This window comes from Pseudomonas sp. SbOxS1, from assembly GCF_013416725.1.
Lineage (GTDB): Bacteria > Pseudomonadota > Gammaproteobacteria > Pseudomonadales > Pseudomonadaceae > Aquipseudomonas.
Genome location: NZ_JAAVXC010000004.1, coordinates 347,383 through 365,391 on the forward strand (window position 1 = coordinate 347,383; position 18,009 = coordinate 365,391).

The window sequence follows — 18,009 nt, forward strand, 5'->3', positions numbered from 1 at the left end:
GGTTACAGACGGGGTTCGACGCGCATCCGCTGGGGATTACCCGGCACCGGCGGACGGCCGTAGCGATCGTCGCCGGCGCCGCCGAAGGGGTGATCCTCTTCCGGCTCGTCGGCACGGATCGCGGCCTGGGCGGCGGCCGCCTGTTCCTTGCGGGCCCTGGCGCCACGCTCGAGGACGAAACGAATCGCCACGAACACCAGGTAGATACCGAAAGCGATCATGCCGTACATGAACAGGTCGGAAATCGCCCGCCACGCGTTGTTGCCGACCTTGAACAACAGGTCAAGAGCGGTGATGGCAATGGCCGGGGCCACTTTTTCCTTCACCGGGTCGATGATGGTCGGGCTGAACAGCAGCACCGCCACCAGCAGGCGCAGGGGTTCGCGCAGCCAGCGCCACATCCAGCGGGTGATGCGCATCCACACCAGCAGGCAGCCCAAAGCGGCAAAGGCGTAGAGGCCCCAAGCGATCAGATAGTCGTTCTCGGTCATGGTGTCCATGGCAAGGCAGGCAAAGAGGCGCTTATGATAACGGCTTTTCGTCCATCAGGCTGCTTCAATGCCAGTCGGACCTGACACAGAACCTGTGGGAGCGAGCCTTTGTGGTGAGGGGATTTATCCCCGTTGGGTTGCGCAGCGGCCCCAAAACCTGCAATAGCGGAGTATCAGATACACCGCGTGCACTAGTTTTGCGACTGCTTCGCAGCCGAACGGGACGGTGCGACGTTTCGCTAAATCCCCTCACCACAAAGGCTCGCTCCCACAGGTTATCAACCCCGTTTCGTACATTGTTCGAGAGCCATTCATGTCCTTATCCGCGAACGCCATCACGCCACCGATTGCCCGCAAGGCCGAAGGATCAGACCCGTACGCCTGGCTGCAGGAGCGCGACAGCGCTGCGGTGCTCGACTACCTGAAAGCTGAAAACCGTTACCAGGAGGCGCAAACCGCCGATCAGGCAGGGTTGCGTGAAACCCTGTTCGAGGAGATCAAGGGCCGGATTCTCGAAACCGACCTGTCCCTGCCCTCGCCCTGGGGCCCCTACCTGTACTACACGCGCACCACGGCGGGTGACGAATACGCCCGCCACTACCGCTGCCCGCGCCCGGCCGACGACAGCCTGGTGCTCGACGAAAGCCAGGAACAACTGCTGCTGGACCCTAACGAACTGGCCAAAGGCGGCTTCTTTTCCCTCGGCGCATTCAGCATCAGCCCCGATCACCAGCGCCTGGCCTACAGCATCGATTCCACCGGCGACGAAATCTACACGCTGTTCGTCAAGGAGCTGTCCGACGGTCGCGTCAGTGAACTGGAGTTCCAGGACTGCGACGGCAGCATGACCTGGGCCAACGACAGCCTCACCCTGTTTTTCGGCGAGCTGGACGACACCCATCGCCCGCACAAGCTGTTGCGCTATCGCCTGGACGGCACGGCGGCCGAAGAAGTGTTCCATGAAACGGACGGCCGCTTCTTCATGCACTGCTACCGTTCGAGCTCCGAACAGCAATTGCTGCTGTCCGTGGGCAGCAAGACCACCAGCGAAGTCTGGGTGCTCGACGCCAACCTTCCACAGCTGCCCTTTACCTGCGTAGCGCCACGCCTGGAAAACCATGAATACGACGTGGACCACGGCGCGCTCGATGGCCAATGGACCTGGTTCATCCGCACCAATCGCGAGGGCATCAATTTTGCCCTGTACACCGCCATCGATCGCGGCGTGGCGCCAGCCGAGGCCGACTGGCAGAGCTTGATCCCCCACAGCGACACGGTGATGATCGATGGCATGAGCCTGAATGCCGGCGCCATGACCCTGAGCCTGCGAGTCGGCGGTTTGCCGGTGATCGAGGTTCACCCCCAGGACCTGCCGAGCTATCGGGTGCAACTGCCGGACGCGGCCTACAGCCTGCACGTGCAGAACAGCCTGGAATTCGTCAGCGAACGCATTCGCCTGCGCTACGAAGCGTTGAACCGTCCTGCGCAAATCCGCCAGCTGGAACTGGTCAGCGGCGAGCAGAAAGTGCTCAAGCAAACCCCGGTGCTTGGCCCGTTCGATGCCGACGCCTACGTCAGCCAGCGCTTGTGGGCCACCGCGCCCGATGGCACGCAAGTGCCGATCAGCCTGGTGGTCAAGCGCGAAGCGCTCGGCAAGCCGGTGCCACTTTACCTGTACGGCTACGGCGCCTATGGCGAAAGCCTCGACCCGTGGTTCTCCCACGCCCGCCTGAGCCTGCTCGATCGTGGCATGGCGTTCGCCATCGCCCACGTGCGCGGCGGCGGTGAACTGGGCGAAGCCTGGTATCGCGCCGGCAAGCAGGAGCACAAGCAGAACACCTTCCGCGACTTCATCGCCTGCGCCGAACACCTGATCGCCAATGGCTTGACCACCGCGCCACAGCTGGCGATCAGCGGCGGCAGTGCCGGTGGCCTGCTGATCGGGGCGGTGCTCAACCAGCGCCCGCAGCTGTTTGGCGCAGCGATTGCCGAAGTGCCGTTTGTCGATGTGCTCAACACCATGCTCGACCCAGAGCTGCCATTGACCGTCACTGAATACGACGAGTGGGGCAATCCTCAAGAGCCGGAAGTTCATGAGCGGATCAAGGCCTACGCGCCTTACGAAAACATCACAGCACAAGCTTATCCGCCGTTGCTGGTGATCGCCGGCTACAACGACAGCCGCGTTCAGTACTGGGAAGCGGCCAAATGGGTGGCGAAACTGCGCGCCACCAAGACCGACGGCAATCCGCTGCTGCTCAAGACCGAACTGGGCGCCGGGCATGGCGGGATGAGCGGTCGATACCAGGGATTGCGTGACGTGGCGCTCGAATATGCATTTTTGTTCAAGGTATTGGGTGTTGCCTGAGGAACTTGACGTGATGACTCAGTCTTAAGAAGGAACTTGTAGGAGCGTGCGGGCGGCGTTCCGACTTGCCCGCGAAGAGGCCGTAACATTCAACTTCAATGTTGGCTGTGAAATCGCCTTCGCGGGCAAGCCGCGCTCCTACAGGGACCTCCCACACCCCGGAAGACAGACACAACAATAAAGATCGCACGACATGTCAGAACCTACCTTACTGAACAACGAAATTCGCAACTGGCTGATGGACTGCGGCCTGTTCAACCAACTGCTGCCGGCGGAATTCGCCGCTGCCTCGGGCTATTTCAACCTCAGCACCATTGCCCAGGGCGAAGAGATTTTCCACGAGGGCGATGCCGGCAGCTTCATGTGCATCATCCACACCGGCCAGGTGGCGGTGCAGAAGACCGCCAGCGACGGCCAGCAGGTGACGATCGCGACGCTGCGCAGCGGTCGCTCGTTCGGTGAAATGGCCGTGCTCGACGGCGAACGACGTTCAGCCAGTTGCGTGGCCGCGAGCAACTGCCAGTTGCTCAACCTGGGCAAGGACTCGCTGGAAAAGATGCTCAACGACGCGCCGAAAATCGCCGCCAAGATCATCCGCGCCCTCGCCATCTCGCTCTCCAAACGCTTGCGCATGGTTGATGGGCAATTGCTGTCGCAGCAGGTTTAACCGCCGGGCGACTTGACCTTCGGCGGGTTCTGCTCGATCCCCGGCACCGGCTGGTCCTTGGTCGGCGGGCTCGGCCTCTCGATCGGCACCAGCGGTGGGCCGCCACTGCCCGGGCCCACTTTCGGCAGCGGTACCGGACTGATCTGCGGATACGGCGTGGGTGTAGCGGTGCCCGGCGAACCGGGCATTGGCGCTGGACTGGTCGGCGTAGTCTGCAGTTGCTGGGCCGGCACTGCAGTTATCGAGAGCGCGGCCAGGGCAATGGCCGTTAGAATAGTGCGCTTCATCAATGGCTCCGTTGGCCTGGTAGTCGTTTGCAGGCTACTCCCAACTGCGCCCGTTTGCCTTCCCCTGTGCTGCCATTTTTCCTCAAGTGAGCCCCATGAAACGTTTTGTTCTACTCGATACCGCCCCTATTCCCGAGAACGGCGGTGCCCTGTGCCTGTTCGAGTACGGCGAGGATTTCGTCATCAAGATCCAGGGCGGTGACGGCGGGCAATTGATGAATACGCGCATGCACGGCTCCGAGGATGCCCTGGCCGAGATCCCCTGCCGCAAGGTCGCGGGCCGTCCGAACTCGCGGGTGCTGATCGGGGGCCTGGGCATGGGCTTTACCCTCGCCTCGGCGCTCAAGCACCTGGGCAAGTCCGCCGAAGTGGTGGTCGCCGAACTGGTGCCCGGCGTGGTGGAGTGGAACCGCGGGCCGCTGGGCGAAAAAGCCGGCAACCCGCTGCAAGACCCGCGCACGGTGATCCGCCTGGAAGACGTGGCCAAGGTCCTGCAGGCAGAGCCGCAAGGATTCGATGCGATCATGCTCGACGTCGATAACGGCCCCGAAGGCCTGACCCAGAGGGCCAACAGCTGGCTCTACTCCGCTGGGGGCCTGAGCGCCTGCGCCAAGGCCCTGCGCCCCAAGGGCGTGCTGGCGGTTTGGTCGGCCAGCGCAGACCGACAGTTTTCCGACAAACTGAAAAAAGCCGGTTTCAAGGCCGAGGAAGTGCAGGTCTTCGCCCACGGCAACAAGGGCACCCGCCACACCATCTGGATTGCCGAGAAGCTCAAGGGCTGAGCTAAACTGCGTGTATACCGTCATTAGTCATTCAACAAAGGTGAACCCATGAGTTCGTCCACCCCGACCAACACTTCCAAGCTGGACCGCATCCTCGCCGACAACCAGCGCGACAAGGAAATGGGCTACCGCGACAAGGCCCTGAAGATGTACCCGCACGTGTGCGGCCGCTGCGCCCGTGAATTCTCCGGCAAGCGCCTGAGCGAACTGACCGTGCACCACCGCGACCACAACCACGACAACAACCCCCAGGACGGCTCGAACTGGGAATTGTTGTGCCTGTACTGCCACGATAACGAACACTCGCGTTATACCGACCAGCAGTATTTCGGCGAGGGCTCGCTGAGCACGCCAAAAATCGCCAAGGCGACGCATAACCCGTTTGCGGCGTTGGCAGGGTTGATGAAGAAAGAAGACTGAAGATCTTCATTGCCTGACCCGGCCCCATCGCCAGCAGGCTGGCTCCCACAGTGATCGAGGTGACCAGACTGGCGCCGATCACAGGTGTGGGAGCCAGCCTGCTGGCGATGGCGGCCGCGCCTGCACCGCCAATCTCTGATCTGACCGCAGCTCCCCAAACCCCGTATAATCGCGCTTTTTTCCCAAAGGCACCCCGCTCGTGGCAGACAAACGGTACAGCTGCATTGGTTTGTATAACCCCAAATCACCGGAGAACGTCGGTTCGGTGATGCGCGCCGCAGGCTGTTATGGCGTGGCGTCGGTGTTCTACACCGGCAAGCGCTATGAGCGCGCCGCCGACTTCGTCACCGATACCAAGCGTGTCCATTACGACATCCCGCTGATCGGCATCGACGACCTGAAGAAAATCCTGCCCCTCAATTGCGTACCCGTTGCCGTGGAGCTGGTCGAAGGCGCCCGGCCGTTGCCGGAGTACACCCACCCGGACCGCGCGCTGTACATCTTCGGCCCCGAAGACGGTTCGCTGGACAAAGAGATCCGTGACTGGTGTGAAGACGTGGTCTACATCCCGACCACCGGCTGCATGAACCTCGCTGCTACGGTCAACGTCGTGCTCTACGACCGCATGGCCAAGGGCCTCAACACCCGCTCGGGACCGAAATTCCGCTGAATCGCCGCACATCCGATGGAACAAGTGGCCTGCTGCGGCAGTCACCTAATCTATCCATTACCCAAGCCTGGAGTCAGATCATGAGCGAACTCAAACGCGTAGAACGTATCGAATCCACCCCGTTCCAGAGCGCTTCCGAGCAGAACGTCCATGGTTGGGAACGCATCGGCTCACTGGCGGGCGGCGTAGTGATGGTCGGCAAGGGTTTGCGTCGCGGCGGCCTGTTCGGCCTGATTCAGGTGGCCATCGGCGGTGTGGCCCTGGCCCGCGGCATCACCGGCCACAGCTCGGCGAAAAGCCTGCTGGAAAAAAGCCGTCAGGACATGAACAACGTGCGGGCGAAGATCGAGCGTGCAGGGGAAGAGTTGAGCCGGTTGAAAGCCAATGCCGAGGCGGCGACCAAAACCGCGACGGTGACCGGGAATGATTCTTTGAATTCGCCTAAGACCGGGGTTTGATCCAAGGGCCTCTTCGCGGGCAAGCCTCGCTCCTACAAGATTACCACGGACCTGTAGGAGCGAGGCTTGCCCGCGAAGGCGGTATTATTGAAGCAACCCGGTATCAAGGACTTTGGACGACTCGCCAATCACGCTCTCACTGAGCTGCACGAATTCCTTGGTATCAATGCTTCCCAAACGCATCGCCCCGCGCAACACATCATCCAGCGAACGCTTGTTACGGGTCTTCAGGCGAATCTCGCGATCCAGTTCCTGCAGCAACAGCACCGCCTTGGCCACTTGCGCATCATTGATCTGCTCGCCGCGCAGACTGGTGACTTTCTGGCTGTCCTTGACCAGCTTCCTGTGCAGGTCCTCATACCGCTCGTCACTCATCCCCCCGGCCCGGCGCACCAGTTCGATGGCGTAGTACTCGGCAAACCCTTCGCTGATCCAGTCGCTGCGCTGCTGGTCGTTGATGCGGCCGAATACCTGGGTCAACTCGCGCACCAACGCGCTCGTACCACTTTCACTGACCAGCGGCAGGCGGGTATTCAGGTAAATCGATTCATGCGCCGACAGACTGCCGCGCCACATCGGATCGTTGGCGCCGACAATCAACAACTTGGTCGGATGACGAGGAAACACGGCTTGCACCTGCGGCCAGACAAACGTCAGCAGCGTCAGCACGTCCATGCGCCGCATGCCCTGGCCCCGCGGCGAGGTGACAGTGACTTCGGTTTCGCCCAATCGGGTGCGCCGGCTACCGAGGTGACCGGCCAGCATCCAGCCTGTGGGCCGGTCGAACAACCGGGAAACATTATCGATGCGAAACTTGTTCTTGCCGATGCGCGGCCAGGCGGTTTCCACGCTTTGCCAGCCATTGGGCAACTCGAATTCCAGGCGTGACACCAGCTCGACGCCGTCCTGCTGATCGAGTTTGGCGGCCGGCACCAGATCGTCGCCGCGCATCAGCGCCCAGGCCGGGGTCATGCGCGTGTCGAAGCTGCCGCTCTTGCGGCCATGGCTGATGCGTACTCGGTAGGTCAGGCTGGACTTGTCGGGGGCCGGGCGCCAGACACCACGGGCCTGCTTGCCTTCGGTCAGCTGCCATTGGCCGTCGGCCTTGAAATCGCTGTAGTGGCTGCCGTCGCCGAGGTCGAAATCCAGGCTGCGCACTGCCGAGCCCTGGGCCAGGGTCAGGCGTACCTCGGCCTGATCGCTTTGCGGCAACAGGCGCACGTGGTAATCCAGGTCAACCTTCTTCGTCGCCGCCCACACGGGAGCACTCAGGGTCAATAACCCAACGGCCAGCGCCCGCCGCCATCCCACAGCCATACACACTCCTTTGTAAAACCTTAACCCGCGCGGAAGATCAGATGATCTTCCCAATCATCTTCAGCCACGCTGCCTTCGGCCAGCATGCGCCCGGACTGGGAAATACGTTCGTGGTGCACCGCGTCGCGATCACCGCACACCAGGTGATGCCACAACGGCAGGTCCTTGCCCTCGCTGACCAGGCGATAGCCGCAGGTCGGTGGCAGCCATTTGAACTCGTCGGCCTTGCCCGGCGTGAGCTGGATGCAGTCCGGCACCGAGGCGCGACGGTTGGGGTAATCGCTGCACTGGCAGGTTTTCAAGTCCAGCAGCTTGCAGGCGATGCGCGTGTAATAGACGCTGTTGTCGTCTTCGTCCTCGAGCTTTTGCAGGCAGCACAGGCCACAACCGTCGCACAGCGATTCCCATTCCTCCTGATCGAGTTGATCGAGGGTTTTGCGTATCCAGAACGGTTCTACTTTGGCGGCCATGGTTCGAGCATCGACATCAGGTGGTGAAAAGGCCGCCAGTCTAGTGCCCGCAGCCCCGCGGGCCAAGCATTGGCGACTGTCGGTAGAACGGGACTTGTCAGCAAGGGCGGCGCCAAGTAGCTTTGCCAATCGCAAGGAGCCCTCCCCGCGTGCCATTAACGCTCGACCGCGTTGCATTGTGGTGACCACCCAGGCTCTCGAAAAACCTCACCGCCCAGCTCAACTGCGCCCGCAGGTTTCAGACGATCCTCACTTTCAAACGTAGCAAGGAATCTCTTGATGAGTGCAAATCCCCGCATTGCCGAATACGCCATCCATCCGCAGTTTACCGATCGCTGGTCGCCCCGCGCCTTCACCGGCGAAACCATTCCTGAAGAAACCCTGCTGAGCTTCTTTGAAGCCGCCCGTTGGGCGCCGTCGGCGTACAACTCGCAGCCTTGGCGGTTTCTCTATGCGCGTCGCGATACGCCGAACTGGGAGCGCTACCTGGGCCTGCTGAACGAATTCAACCGCAGCTGGGCGCAACACGCCTCGGCCTTGGTGATCGTGATCTCGAAAACCACCTTCACCGCGCCTGGCGCCGCCGAAGAAACCCCGGCGCTGTGGCACACGTTCGACACCGGCTCTGCCTGGGGCCACCTGGCGCTGCAAGCCAGCATCAGTGGCTGGCATACCCACGGCATGGCCGGTTTCGATCAGGAACTGACCCGCAAGGAGCTGAACATCCCTGAAGGCTACGCCCTGCATGCAGCCGTTGCGGTAGGCAAGCTGGGGGATAAAGCGACGCTGGCGGAATACCTGCAAGCGCGTGAAGAACCAAGCCCGCGGCGGCCGTTGAACGAACTGGCCGCGGAAGGCGACTTCACCCTCTAAGCCGTGCTGAACCCGATCGTTCCCACGCTCTGCGTGGGAATGCCTCTTGTGACGCTCCGCGTCACGCTGTTGGGACGCGGAGCGTCCCGGGCTGCATTCCCACGCAGAGCGTGGGAACGATCAGAGCTAGCAGCTCAGTACCCGCGATTGAAATCCACTTCCCCGCGCAACGCTTCACCGGCCTGATACGCCCGCAGGTTCTCGACAAACAGATTCACCATCAGCGATGGCGAGGTCGGTGCTGAGCTATGGCCCGTCAGCAGCAGGCCGAAGGCCGTCCAGAACGGATGACGTTGCGGCAGCGGCTCCTGGCGACAGACGTCGATCACGGCGCCCACCAGATGCCCTTCCTTCAAGGCCTCCACCAGATCCGCATCCACCACCGCCACACCGCGCCCGACGTTGATGAACAACCCGCTCGGCTTGAACTGCTTGAACAGCGCCGCATCGTAGATATCGTGGGTGTTCGGGGTATTTGGCAGCAGATTGACCACGTAATCCACTTCACCGACCAATCGTGGCAGGTCCGCCAGCGAACCGACTTCGATAAAGGGTGCCTGCTCACGGGCCTCACTGGCGATGCCATACAACTGCACACCAAAGGGTACGAGGAATTGCGCCACCGCCTGCCCGATATCACCGGTACCGACGATCAATACCTTGCGCCCCGCCAGGCTCTGGCCGTGACGGCTGTCCCATTTACGCTCGACCTGGCTGACCAGCCGTGCCAGCACCTCACGTTCGTGGCCAAGCATGTAAGTGAGCACATATTCGGCCATGACTTGACCGAAAATCCCTACCGCGCGGGTCAGGCGATAGTGCCGAGGCAAGCCGTCGACCAACAGCGGCGTGATCCCGGACCAGGTCGATTGCAGCCATTGTGGCTGATGCCCCTGACGCAACAGGGTCGCCAGCAAGTCGGGTTGGCCGAGCCAGACCGGGCAATCTGTAGCCAGACGTGCCAGTTCGGCGGAATCGCCGCTGGTCAGTACTTCCACGTCAGGCGCCACCTCTTGCAACAGCCGGGCGTACACCGGGTGGTCGTGATCAGCAATCAGAACGCGCATGCTTCAAACCTTTCGAAAAACCGTGCAGACGGCCGCCGACAGAGTCCTGCTCCGTCGTTGCGGCCCTCGCCAAAATCATTCCAGTGCTCTTCAAGGCCCTGAACAGAGCCTGCCTGTCGATCACATGGGGTCGTTGCGTCGCAGCAATTCTTCCGGCAAGTGCTCGATGTATTCCTCTTCCGCTGGCGGCATTTGCAGGTGATAGCCCTGCTTTTCGAGGTTTTCCAGCACGACGGTGATGTCTTCGCGCGACAGTTTGCGCTCGGGGCTCAACACCAGGTCGAACGCGTGGATGGCTTTGCCGAAGGCGGCCATCAAGGGCTCCGGTACACGCTCCAGAGCATCGCTCTTGAGCACATAGAGGTACATCTCGTTTCTCTTCGAACTGCGATAGATTGAGCAAATACGTTTCAAGGCTGTTCTCCGGCGGTGGCCAGGCTGTCGAGCAGCGCCTGGCCCATCAATTCGCGGCGCCAGCCACGCAGCGAATCAGGCAATTGGTAGGGACCATTGGGGAAGCCGCTCTTGAGCAACGCTTCCAGGGTTTTCTTGCGCAGCATCAGCTCAGGCGCGATGTTCAGGCGCTCGGCTTCGGCCTGGCCGATGGCCTTGAGCCGCTTGAGTAGCGCGGCAGCGTCTACCGGCAATGGCTCAGGCACGGCGGGCGGCCATTGCTCCGGGGACACACTGCCAGAGCGCTTGATCAGATCAAGCAGGAATTCGCCGTCCTGACGCACGGTACGCGGGTGCATGTCTTCGATTTTCGCCAACTCGCCGAGGTTGTTCGGTTGCGTGCGCGCCAGCGGCCACAGCGAATGCTCGCGAATGATGCGGTTGCGCGGCAGGTCACGGGCACGCGCCTCTTGCTCGCGCCAGGCGCAGAGCTCGCGCAACACAGCGAGCTGCGCGCGGGAGAGTTTCCAGGCCAGCTTGGCGTCGCGATAGACTTCGAACGGGTCGATTTCGCGGCGCAGGTTGGCCACCAGCTCCGCACCGTCTTCCAGGACCCAGGCGTATTTGTCATCGGGCAGTTGCGGGCGCAATTTCACGAACACTTCCGCCAGGTGCACGGCGTCTTCGGCGGCGTAGCTGATCTGGGTTTCGGAGAGCGGCCGTTGCAGCCAGTCGGAACGGGTTTCGCCCTTGGGCAGGTCGATACCCAGCACTTCCTGTACCAGCCGCGAATAGCCCATGGAGAAACCCAGGTTCAGGTAAGCGGCGGCCAGTTGCGTATCGAACAACGGCGCCGGCAGGCTACCCGTCAGGCGCAGCAGGACTTCGAGATCTTCGCTGCACGCATGGACAACCTTGACCACCGCCGGATTCTCCAGCAAAGCGGCCAGGGGCTGCCAGTTGTCGATGGTCAGCGGATCGATCAGGTAGGCACGTTCGCCATCGCCGACCTGTAGCAGGCCTGCGATCGGATAGAAGGTGTCGACCCGCATGAATTCGGTGTCGAGGGCAACGAATGGCAGCTGCTGCCACTCGGTGCAAAACCGACCGAGGCTATCGTTGTCGCGAATCCAGTGAATATCGATGGCCACACGGCTCTCCCTTGAAGAATGGCGCGCAGTATATATCGCCCCCGACGATTTCCGCGCATCCACTGAACAAGAGCTTTAGCGAAAATGCCTGCCTGACTGTAAGAATAGTCGGACAAACACGGCCTAATCGACCTTACCCAGCACGTAAACCCGCCTCGGGGCGCGACCGGGCAGAAAATCCTGATGGCTGAGCACGCGCAATCCCGCCTGCTTGAACTCAGCCTCGACCTGGGTTTTGCTGACCAGCGGCTCTGCCGCCCCCCGCTGCCCGTCGGTGCGCCCTCCGCTGCAACGGCCACCGATATGCACCGCCACAATCACCGTATCGCGACTGACCCGGTAAAACTCGGCCAACATCGCTAAGCGGAGCTCGGGACAGGTTATGTGCTGAAACAGCTGCATGCAAAAAATGCAGTCAACCGCATTCTCCGACAAGCCAATGTTGAAGGCTGAGCTTTGAAAGGTCCTGACTCGCTGCATCAAGCTCTGCGGATGATGAGTCCGGGCATGTTCGAGAATCGCCTGGGACGGATCCATCGCGAGGATCACCCGGTTCGCCCGCTCGCCCAGCACCGACCAGAAGCGCCCGACCCCGCAAGCCACATCGAGAATCAAGCCCGGTTCGCCGGCGACCTTGAGTGCCCGGCGCACCATTTGCTCGTCTCGCCAGAACGCCAGGCGCTCGCCCAGGCCTTGCGCTCGCGGCTGCTGGCAGACGCGGGCGTGCTCCTGGTCATAATGCCGGGCGAACTCGAGTTCGATGGCGCAGGGGGACTGGGCAGGCATGTGCAAGGGCTCTCGAACGTAGATGTGCCGGCCGCGGGCCGTCGTAGGAACAGAGGTCGCAGCACTCAATCTTTGGCCAGTACGCCATCGATCGCCGCCCTGCGGCAGCCGGAAAACATATCCAGGTCCTGGTTATAAACCTTGCTGTTGACCTCCAGCAGTCCGAGCATCGAATGGAACAGGTTGTCCTGGCTCAAGGGCTTTTCGCGACTCATCTGCAGGCAATGGGTGTCCACCGAGAACGACTTCTGATAGCTGTCGGAGAACCAGGCCAGCATCGCCACATGTTTCTGTTGTTCCGGTGCCAGCATATAAGGCGTGCCGTGGAGGAACAGGTTGTATTCACCCAGGGATTCACCGTGGTCCGACAGATAAAGCATCGCGGTATCGACTTTGTCCTGGTTGCTGCGCAACAGATCGATCAGGGTCGACAGCACATGGTCGGTATACACCAGCGTGTTGTCATAGCCATTGACGATGCTCTCGCGGCTGCAGTTGTTCAGCGCGTTACTTTGGCAGACCGGAGTAAAGCGCTCGAATTCCTTCGGATAACGCTTGTAGTACTCCGGACCATGACTGCCCATCTGGTGCAGTACCAGTACCGTATCTTTGTCCAGGTTATCGATGAAATGTTGCAAACCTTGCAGCAGGATTTCATCGCGGCATTCACTGTTGGCGCACAGCACCGGGTCTTTCAGATTGCTGACGTCATCAAGAGTGACTCGATCGCAGGTACCCTTGCAGCCAGATTGATTGTCACGCCAGATCACATCGAGGCCGGCACGCTTGAGTACATCGAGCAGGCCTTCTTCGTTCTTGGCCTTGCTCGCGTTGTAATCCTTGCGCCCCATGTTGGAGAACATGCAGGGCACCGACACCGCTGTTTCAGTGCCGCAAGATTTCACATCGGTAAATGCGATCAGCCCGGCTTCCTTATCCAGTTTCGGCGTGGTGTCACGGTTGTAGCCGAGGACGCCGAAGTTCTCGGCCCGGGCACTTTCACCGACCACCAGAACCGTCAGGGATTTGCGACCGTGGGTTTGCCAGGCAGGATTGCGTTGCGCGTCTTCACCGATTTTGACAAAGGGTTGGCGTGCTGACGCGACCTGTTCGCGCAAGTAACCGGAAAAGGCACCAATGTAATTGCTTGGAACCACCATCAGGCGCAGTTCATGGTGATTGCGAAACAGCGAAGACAGGCCTTGGTAGTTAACCAGCGCGACACCACCAATGACCGCCGCTGAGGCAAAAGTCACGAGCGCCTTGCTTAATAACTCACGGTGCCAGCGGCGATAACTAACCGGGGTTTTCCACAACAACCAGGACGGCAGCACACCGAGGAAAACAATATACGCAAGCAACTTGATTGACAGTAAGTCACGCACTTCCGTGGCATTGGTTTGAGCGAAGTTGCGCAACATGCCGATGTCGATCAGGACGCCATATTGCCCCATGAAATAAGCCACGCCCGCACTGATCATGAACAGCAGGGTCAGCACGGGTTTCAGCACCGGCCGGAATGCCAGCAGGGTCAGGATGATGTTGAAGGCCGCGAGGATCATTGCCCCGAACGCCACGCGCATGACGATGCCTTTACCGTCAGCTGCGGTGATCTCGAAGAGATGCTGCCACAATACAAAATTGAAGGCAGTCAATAAAAAGGCGCTGGCAATCAGTGTCACCCATTCCGGGCGCACGGCTTTAATCTTCAACATGGTGAAAGGCTTATCCCTGAAAAGAAGTGCCCTCGATAAATGTGAAAATTTCATTTATCGCGACAACACTAACTTTAGGCAGCCGACCATCAATTTTTCGTGAAAAAGAAGCCAACGATTAGTTGCCAACCTTACACACGATGAAACTTTTCACCTATTTGAGAATGGTTCAGCTCTGGTTCAGAAAGGGTCGGAGACTGAACATCTCAAGGCCACCTTACAGAGGCAAATGCGCTCGCGAGGAGAAAAACCACTACATGGCCGTGCGCATGGGGTTCAACGTCGCTTGCGCGAGCACGTGATCAAGGCCTGCGTTGAAGCGAATACGGACTGAAACTCAGACGCCGACGGTGACCTTGGCATAGGATTCCCGATCAATGTCGAGAATCTCCACGCACAACTGCACCTCCACCCCCGCCGGCCATTCACACAGCTCCTTGACCACTGCCAGCAGGCTTTCCGACAACTGCTTCTTGATCTCCGCAGAGCGACCGCTCAGCACGGCCAGTTTCACATGCACGAACGCCCGCTCAGCCAATGCCGTGCCGACCTTGAACGTCTCGACCTTCACCGCGCGACTCTTGATGTCGACTTCGGCACCGAACTGACCGGACCCCACCAGCGTATTGTTCAGGCGCATCAACGCCACATCGGCGTTCAGGGCAGGCAGGTTGGCGGTGTATTCCAGGTGCAGGTGAGGCATGGCGTAACTCCTGTAGGTCGGTGCAAAGTTCTTACATATAGCACAGCGCTGCCTTGCTCACTGGGGCAGCGACAACAGATTGCGCTCGCCCATGAAGGCTTCAAGTCGTGAGCGCAACCAACGCTCGGCAGGGTCGCTGTCGACATGGCTGAGCCAGACCATGGACAACTCGAGGGTTGGCGTCCTGAAGGGAAAGGGCTCCTTGTATAACTGACCGGACGCCGCCATGGCCTCCGCGGCGTAATCCGGCAGACTGGCGATCAGGTCGGTCCCGGCGAGCAAGGCCGGCAACGAACTGTATTGCGGCACCGAGAGCACCACCTGGCGCGTGCGGCCGATCGCTGCCAGCCACTCGTCAGCAAAACCACTGACGTTGGCAATATGGGACACCAGCACATGGGGGCGCGAACAATACTCATCGACCGTCAGCGGTGTATCGCTGGCATCGGCTCGTAACACGCAGGGATGGATGTGCCGCAACAACTTGCGCTTGGCATTGGCCGGCAGGCCACGGGTCTGGCTGACGCCGACCGTTATGTCGCCAGACGCCAGCAAATCGGGAATGCGCCAGTAATCGACATTCTGCACAACGAACACCACCTTCGGCGCTTCCTGGCGCAACGCCCGCAGCAACGGCGGCAACAGGCCGAACTCGACATCGTCGGACATCCCGATGCGAAAGGTCATGGTGCTGCTGGCCGGGTCGAATTCATGGGTCAGGCTCAACGCCACCGATAACGAATCCAGGGCCGGCGACAAGTGCCGAAAGATCTCTTCAGCCCGCGCCGTCGGCTCCATGCGATGGCCAACGCGTATGAACAACGGATCGTTGAACATGGTACGCAAGCGGTTGAGCGCCGAACTGATGGTTGGCTGACCGAGAAACAGCTTCTTCGCCACCTTGGTGACATTGCGTTCCAGCATCAACGCTTCAAACACCACCATCAGGTTGATGTCGGCCTTGCGTAGCTCGTTGCGATTCATCCATTGACCCCGCACTCAAAAACAATCGACAGTTTAGGGAGTTGTAACAATCGGCGTCTACGCAACTGAACGAATGCCTCGAGCGATTTGTGGTTAATGCCAACGGGCTCACGGGCCGAGCCCTACGCAGCCTGCCCTGCCAAAGGAGAAGGCAAATATCGCGACACAGTCCAACGGGTGATAAAGAGGCGCAGTTGCTCCAGAATTTCCCTGCGTCATCCAAGCCGGATGACGGGAGCACTTCCGCTCATTTCAATTATCGCAAGGAAGCAATACATGACTACCGATTTGAATCAACATCTGGAAACTGCCAATCAGTACATCGGTCGACAATACAACGAGGAGCTGCGCGCAGAACTCGCCAACAAGACCGGCCTGGCAGTACGACCGAGGGGTATCGGGTTCATCATGACCAAGGACTACAACCCTGCACGAATCAACCTGGTGGTTGAGAACGAAATGATTACCCACGTCACCATGGGTAACTGATTGGTCCTGCGAACCCCGCACAACTAAAAACCCTGACTGAGTGCATATCTAGCCCTAAAATAGATTTACACCTGTTTCAGTCTAAAAACGCCCGATGCACCGCATCGGGCCGTTTTGTATTTAAAGTCCAAGTGTGGCCGTTCCGCGTTGTAGATCAGCATCAATTCGTCAACCATTTTTACCGCGTCGGCCGGATTCCTGGGGTAATGCAGCAAAAAACCCATCTTCAAAATCCCATTTATTCGCTCCATCATAGCGATCTGATAGAAGTCATAGCCATCGGCAATCGAACAAGTAACCCCGTGCTTGGCGTAAACCGCTGATAAAGGTCCGAGCAATACGCCACGGTCTGAATGATGCATCAGGAACAGCCTGGTTTTTCTGCCCCCTACAGCCTTCTTCAACACTTTGAGCATGGACTCCCTGTGCAAGCTCTCATGCATGCCCCACGACTTCACCGCCTCCTCGCTGGGCTACAACGCAATCATCCAAAGCTTGCTCCACGAAGAGCAGACCTTGGCCAACCCAGCGACTGCACCTTGGTGGCGCAAGCTCGCGAGCGGGGTGGTGGGCCTCTGCACCAAACTAAACAGCGTTACGCATCGACAGGAACACCTACAGGCATTAAGCGACACGTCTTACAAGCAGACTGTCATTATTGACAGGTTACTTGTGACGTTTTTTCCTTTCTAATAACCGCACCTGGATAAATCCAGCCAACCTCCGGACATTATTAAAAAGGAATTATAATGAGCGATAACGATTCTAACAATTTCGTAGAGTCATCTGGCGAACGCACCACAACTGGCATTATGACGGGCACTATCACTTACCTGCACAACACTCAAGTTATCCCTTTCAACGCCCACTTGGTTTATCGTCGCTTCTCGGAAGGAAAAACGCAGATAAGAGCGATAATGCCAATGCCTGGTGGCGACGGATTAGCCTATGAAGTTTTATTCAAACTCGAGGGTAGCGAGCCGCCTAGCGCCACTTACATTGTCGGAACGCCAAACGTGACCGACGTTGAAGTATTTATTTATGACGACCCTGACTACCAAATTGCCGCCGAATCGGGTGAAATTATACTTCAGAATTTTACCCCCACAAAAAAACTGACAGGATTGGTAAAACTTAAAACTATCTTGCAAGGCAACAAGCAATACGAAGTAGATGCAGAATTCACGATCGAAGGCATTGAAAATATTACATAATCTCCGAAACCAGTGCGGTGGAAAGCACGTCGAGAGCAAACTTGGATCATCAAGCTTGCTCTCCCGCCATCTAGCCCTCCTCGCGAACCGTAACCGCTTCATCCGCCCTGATTTTCACCTTCGATCCAGAGACATCCTCGAACTCGTAGAACCTGTTTTTTGTCCTGGGGATGTCCCTGGTCAAATATTGGGCCCCTGTTCTGCAAGGTCACCACCGTCGCGCTCGCAGGGCGTGCTATAGGCAGCGCAACAGGCGCTCCCGCTAATCCAACCCCACCTCTGACAGTCCGTCGTCCAAGCCCTAATCGACTGCTCCTGGGCGGGAATGAGGCTGAATGCAGCGGTGTTCAAAAGGGGACGATTTCACTGCGAGAGGAAGCCCTTGAGGACTCATAAGACCATCAGGGCAAGTCGCGGCCAAAGCAATCAGCAACCACATAAAACTAAAGAAGTGCAGCCTGCAGCAGTATTTCAGTGAGACTCTGCGACCTGGATTTGCCCTAAATTAAATCCAGCAACGAAAAAGCCCCCGTAATCATCACTGATTACGGGGGCTTCATCTTGTTCAATAATGGCGGAGAGATAGGGATTCGAACCCTAGGTACCGGTGAAGGTACAACGGATTTCGAATCCGTCCCATTCGGCCACTCTGGCATCTCTCCAACGGCGCGCATCATAACAACACTTTTGCCGAAAGCAAACCC

General features: G+C 59.2%; 20 protein-coding genes, 1 tRNA gene and 2 pseudogenes. 9 read left to right on the plus strand and 14 right to left on the minus strand.

Features of this window, described 5'->3' with window-relative positions:
- Nucleotides 1–2: 2 nt before the first annotated feature.
- The gene (locus HFK74_RS07810) at nt 3–500 is read right to left on the minus strand and encodes an MFS transporter (protein ID WP_180203018.1); all 498 of its coding nucleotides are present in this window, start codon (nt 498–500) and stop codon (nt 3–5) included.
- A gap of 304 nt (nt 501–804) precedes the next feature.
- On the opposite strand from HFK74_RS07810, the gene HFK74_RS07815 reads away from it, so the two are divergent.
- Both HFK74_RS07815 and HFK74_RS07820 read left to right on the plus strand, forming a co-directional pair.
- Entirely contained in the window at nt 805–2,859 is a 2,055-nt protein-coding gene (locus HFK74_RS07815) for a S9 family peptidase (protein ID WP_180203019.1), read from the plus strand.
- Between the two features lie 193 nt (nt 2,860–3,052).
- On the plus strand, nt 3,053–3,526 hold the full coding sequence (locus HFK74_RS07820; RefSeq protein ID WP_180203020.1) for a cyclic nucleotide-binding domain-containing protein: 474 nt from the start codon (nt 3,053–3,055) through the stop codon (nt 3,524–3,526).
- On the opposite strand, the gene HFK74_RS07825 is transcribed toward HFK74_RS07820, so the two are convergent.
- The gene (locus HFK74_RS07825; RefSeq protein ID WP_180203021.1) at nt 3,523–3,813 is read right to left on the minus strand and encodes a hypothetical protein; all 291 of its coding nucleotides are present in this window, start codon (nt 3,811–3,813) and stop codon (nt 3,523–3,525) included. The two genes, HFK74_RS07820 and HFK74_RS07825, sit on opposite strands and share 4 nt — an antisense overlap.
- A gap of 95 nt (nt 3,814–3,908) precedes the next feature.
- Here HFK74_RS07825 and HFK74_RS07830 point away from each other — a divergent pair, with 95 nt between their 5' ends.
- From HFK74_RS07830 to HFK74_RS07845, 4 genes are all read left to right on the plus strand, one after another.
- Nucleotides 3,909–4,595, plus strand: coding sequence for a spermidine synthase (locus HFK74_RS07830; protein WP_046816779.1), 687 nt, complete (start codon nt 3,909–3,911; stop codon nt 4,593–4,595).
- Nucleotides 4,596–4,643: 48 nt separating this feature from the next.
- Nucleotides 4,644–5,015, plus strand: a complete 372-nt coding sequence (locus tag HFK74_RS07835) for a YajD family HNH nuclease (RefSeq protein ID WP_007944009.1) — start codon at nt 4,644–4,646, stop codon at nt 5,013–5,015.
- 199 nt (nt 5,016–5,214) lie between these two features.
- Nucleotides 5,215–5,685 carry an RNA methyltransferase gene (locus tag HFK74_RS07840; protein ID WP_007911337.1) on the plus strand — a complete coding sequence of 157 codons (471 nt, stop codon included), beginning with the start codon at nt 5,215–5,217 and terminating at the stop codon, nt 5,683–5,685.
- 80 nt (nt 5,686–5,765) lie between these two features.
- The gene (locus HFK74_RS07845; protein WP_180203022.1) at nt 5,766–6,143 is read left to right on the plus strand and encodes a DUF2892 domain-containing protein; all 378 of its coding nucleotides are present in this window, start codon (nt 5,766–5,768) and stop codon (nt 6,141–6,143) included.
- An 84-nt stretch (nt 6,144–6,227) separates the two neighbouring features.
- Here the strand turns inward: HFK74_RS07845 and HFK74_RS07850 are convergent, their stop codons facing one another.
- Nucleotides 6,228–7,460, minus strand: coding sequence for a hypothetical protein (locus tag HFK74_RS07850; protein WP_180203023.1), 1,233 nt, complete (start codon nt 7,458–7,460; stop codon nt 6,228–6,230).
- A gap of 20 nt (nt 7,461–7,480) precedes the next feature.
- Nucleotides 7,481–7,930 carry a YcgN family cysteine cluster protein gene (locus tag HFK74_RS07855; protein ID WP_180203024.1) on the minus strand — a complete coding sequence of 150 codons (450 nt, stop codon included), beginning with the start codon at nt 7,928–7,930 and terminating at the stop codon, nt 7,481–7,483.
- A gap of 279 nt (nt 7,931–8,209) precedes the next feature.
- Here HFK74_RS07855 and HFK74_RS07860 point away from each other — a divergent pair, with 279 nt between their 5' ends.
- Nucleotides 8,210–8,803, plus strand: coding sequence for a nitroreductase family protein (locus HFK74_RS07860; RefSeq protein WP_180203025.1), 594 nt, complete (start codon nt 8,210–8,212; stop codon nt 8,801–8,803).
- Between the two features lie 134 nt (nt 8,804–8,937).
- Here HFK74_RS07860 and HFK74_RS07865 read toward each other — a convergent pair whose 3' ends face one another.
- The 7 genes from HFK74_RS07865 to HFK74_RS07895 all read right to left on the minus strand — a co-directional run bounded on the left by HFK74_RS07865 (nt 8,938) and on the right by HFK74_RS07895 (nt 15,602).
- Nucleotides 8,938–9,870 carry a D-2-hydroxyacid dehydrogenase gene (locus tag HFK74_RS07865; RefSeq protein ID WP_180203026.1) on the minus strand — a complete coding sequence of 311 codons (933 nt, stop codon included), beginning with the start codon at nt 9,868–9,870 and terminating at the stop codon, nt 8,938–8,940.
- A 120-nt stretch (nt 9,871–9,990) separates the two neighbouring features.
- Nucleotides 9,991–10,284: a YcgL domain-containing protein gene (locus tag HFK74_RS07870; protein ID WP_180203027.1), complete on the minus strand. Its 294-nt coding sequence runs from the start codon at nt 10,282–10,284 to the stop codon at nt 9,991–9,993.
- A complete protein-coding gene (gene rnd / locus HFK74_RS07875) occupies nt 10,281–11,414 on the minus strand; it encodes a ribonuclease D (RefSeq protein ID WP_180203028.1) in 1,134 nt (377 codons plus the stop codon). The genes HFK74_RS07870 and rnd overlap by 4 nt, the downstream gene beginning before the upstream one ends.
- 123 nt (nt 11,415–11,537) lie before the next feature.
- Nucleotides 11,538–12,200, minus strand: a complete 663-nt coding sequence (locus HFK74_RS07880) for a class I SAM-dependent methyltransferase (RefSeq protein WP_180203029.1) — start codon at nt 12,198–12,200, stop codon at nt 11,538–11,540.
- Between the two features lie 65 nt (nt 12,201–12,265).
- Nucleotides 12,266–13,915 carry a phosphoethanolamine transferase gene (locus tag HFK74_RS07885; protein ID WP_180203030.1) on the minus strand — a complete coding sequence of 550 codons (1,650 nt, stop codon included), beginning with the start codon at nt 13,913–13,915 and terminating at the stop codon, nt 12,266–12,268.
- 337 nt (nt 13,916–14,252) lie between these two features.
- Nucleotides 14,253–14,618: a 5-carboxymethyl-2-hydroxymuconate Delta-isomerase gene (locus HFK74_RS07890; protein WP_180203031.1), complete on the minus strand. Its 366-nt coding sequence runs from the start codon at nt 14,616–14,618 to the stop codon at nt 14,253–14,255.
- Nucleotides 14,619–14,675: 57 nt separating this feature from the next.
- Nucleotides 14,676–15,602, minus strand: coding sequence for a LysR substrate-binding domain-containing protein (locus tag HFK74_RS07895; RefSeq protein ID WP_180203032.1), 927 nt, complete (start codon nt 15,600–15,602; stop codon nt 14,676–14,678).
- 276 nt (nt 15,603–15,878) lie between these two features.
- On the opposite strand from HFK74_RS07895, the gene HFK74_RS07900 reads away from it, so the two are divergent.
- Nucleotides 15,879–16,091, plus strand: coding sequence for a hypothetical protein (locus tag HFK74_RS07900; protein WP_180203033.1), 213 nt, complete (start codon nt 15,879–15,881; stop codon nt 16,089–16,091).
- A gap of 76 nt (nt 16,092–16,167) precedes the next feature.
- On the opposite strand, the pseudogene HFK74_RS07905 reads toward HFK74_RS07900, so the two are convergent.
- Nucleotides 16,168–16,633 (minus strand): annotated as a pseudogene (locus HFK74_RS07905) (integrase core domain-containing protein); the annotation flags it as partial.
- Between the two features lie 207 nt (nt 16,634–16,840).
- On the opposite strand from HFK74_RS07905, the gene HFK74_RS07910 reads away from it, so the two are divergent.
- Nucleotides 16,841–17,305: a hypothetical protein gene (locus HFK74_RS07910; RefSeq protein ID WP_180203035.1), complete on the plus strand. Its 465-nt coding sequence runs from the start codon at nt 16,841–16,843 to the stop codon at nt 17,303–17,305.
- Between the two features lie 70 nt (nt 17,306–17,375).
- Here the strand turns inward: HFK74_RS07910 and HFK74_RS07915 are convergent.
- Together HFK74_RS07915 and HFK74_RS07920 are read right to left on the minus strand one after the other, a co-directional pair.
- Nucleotides 17,376–17,550, minus strand: a pseudogene (locus HFK74_RS07915) (DUF903 domain-containing protein).
- Between the two features lie 327 nt (nt 17,551–17,877).
- Nucleotides 17,878–17,967: transfer RNA gene (locus HFK74_RS07920), tRNA-Ser, on the minus strand.
- Between the last annotated feature and the right edge of the window lie 42 nt (nt 17,968–18,009).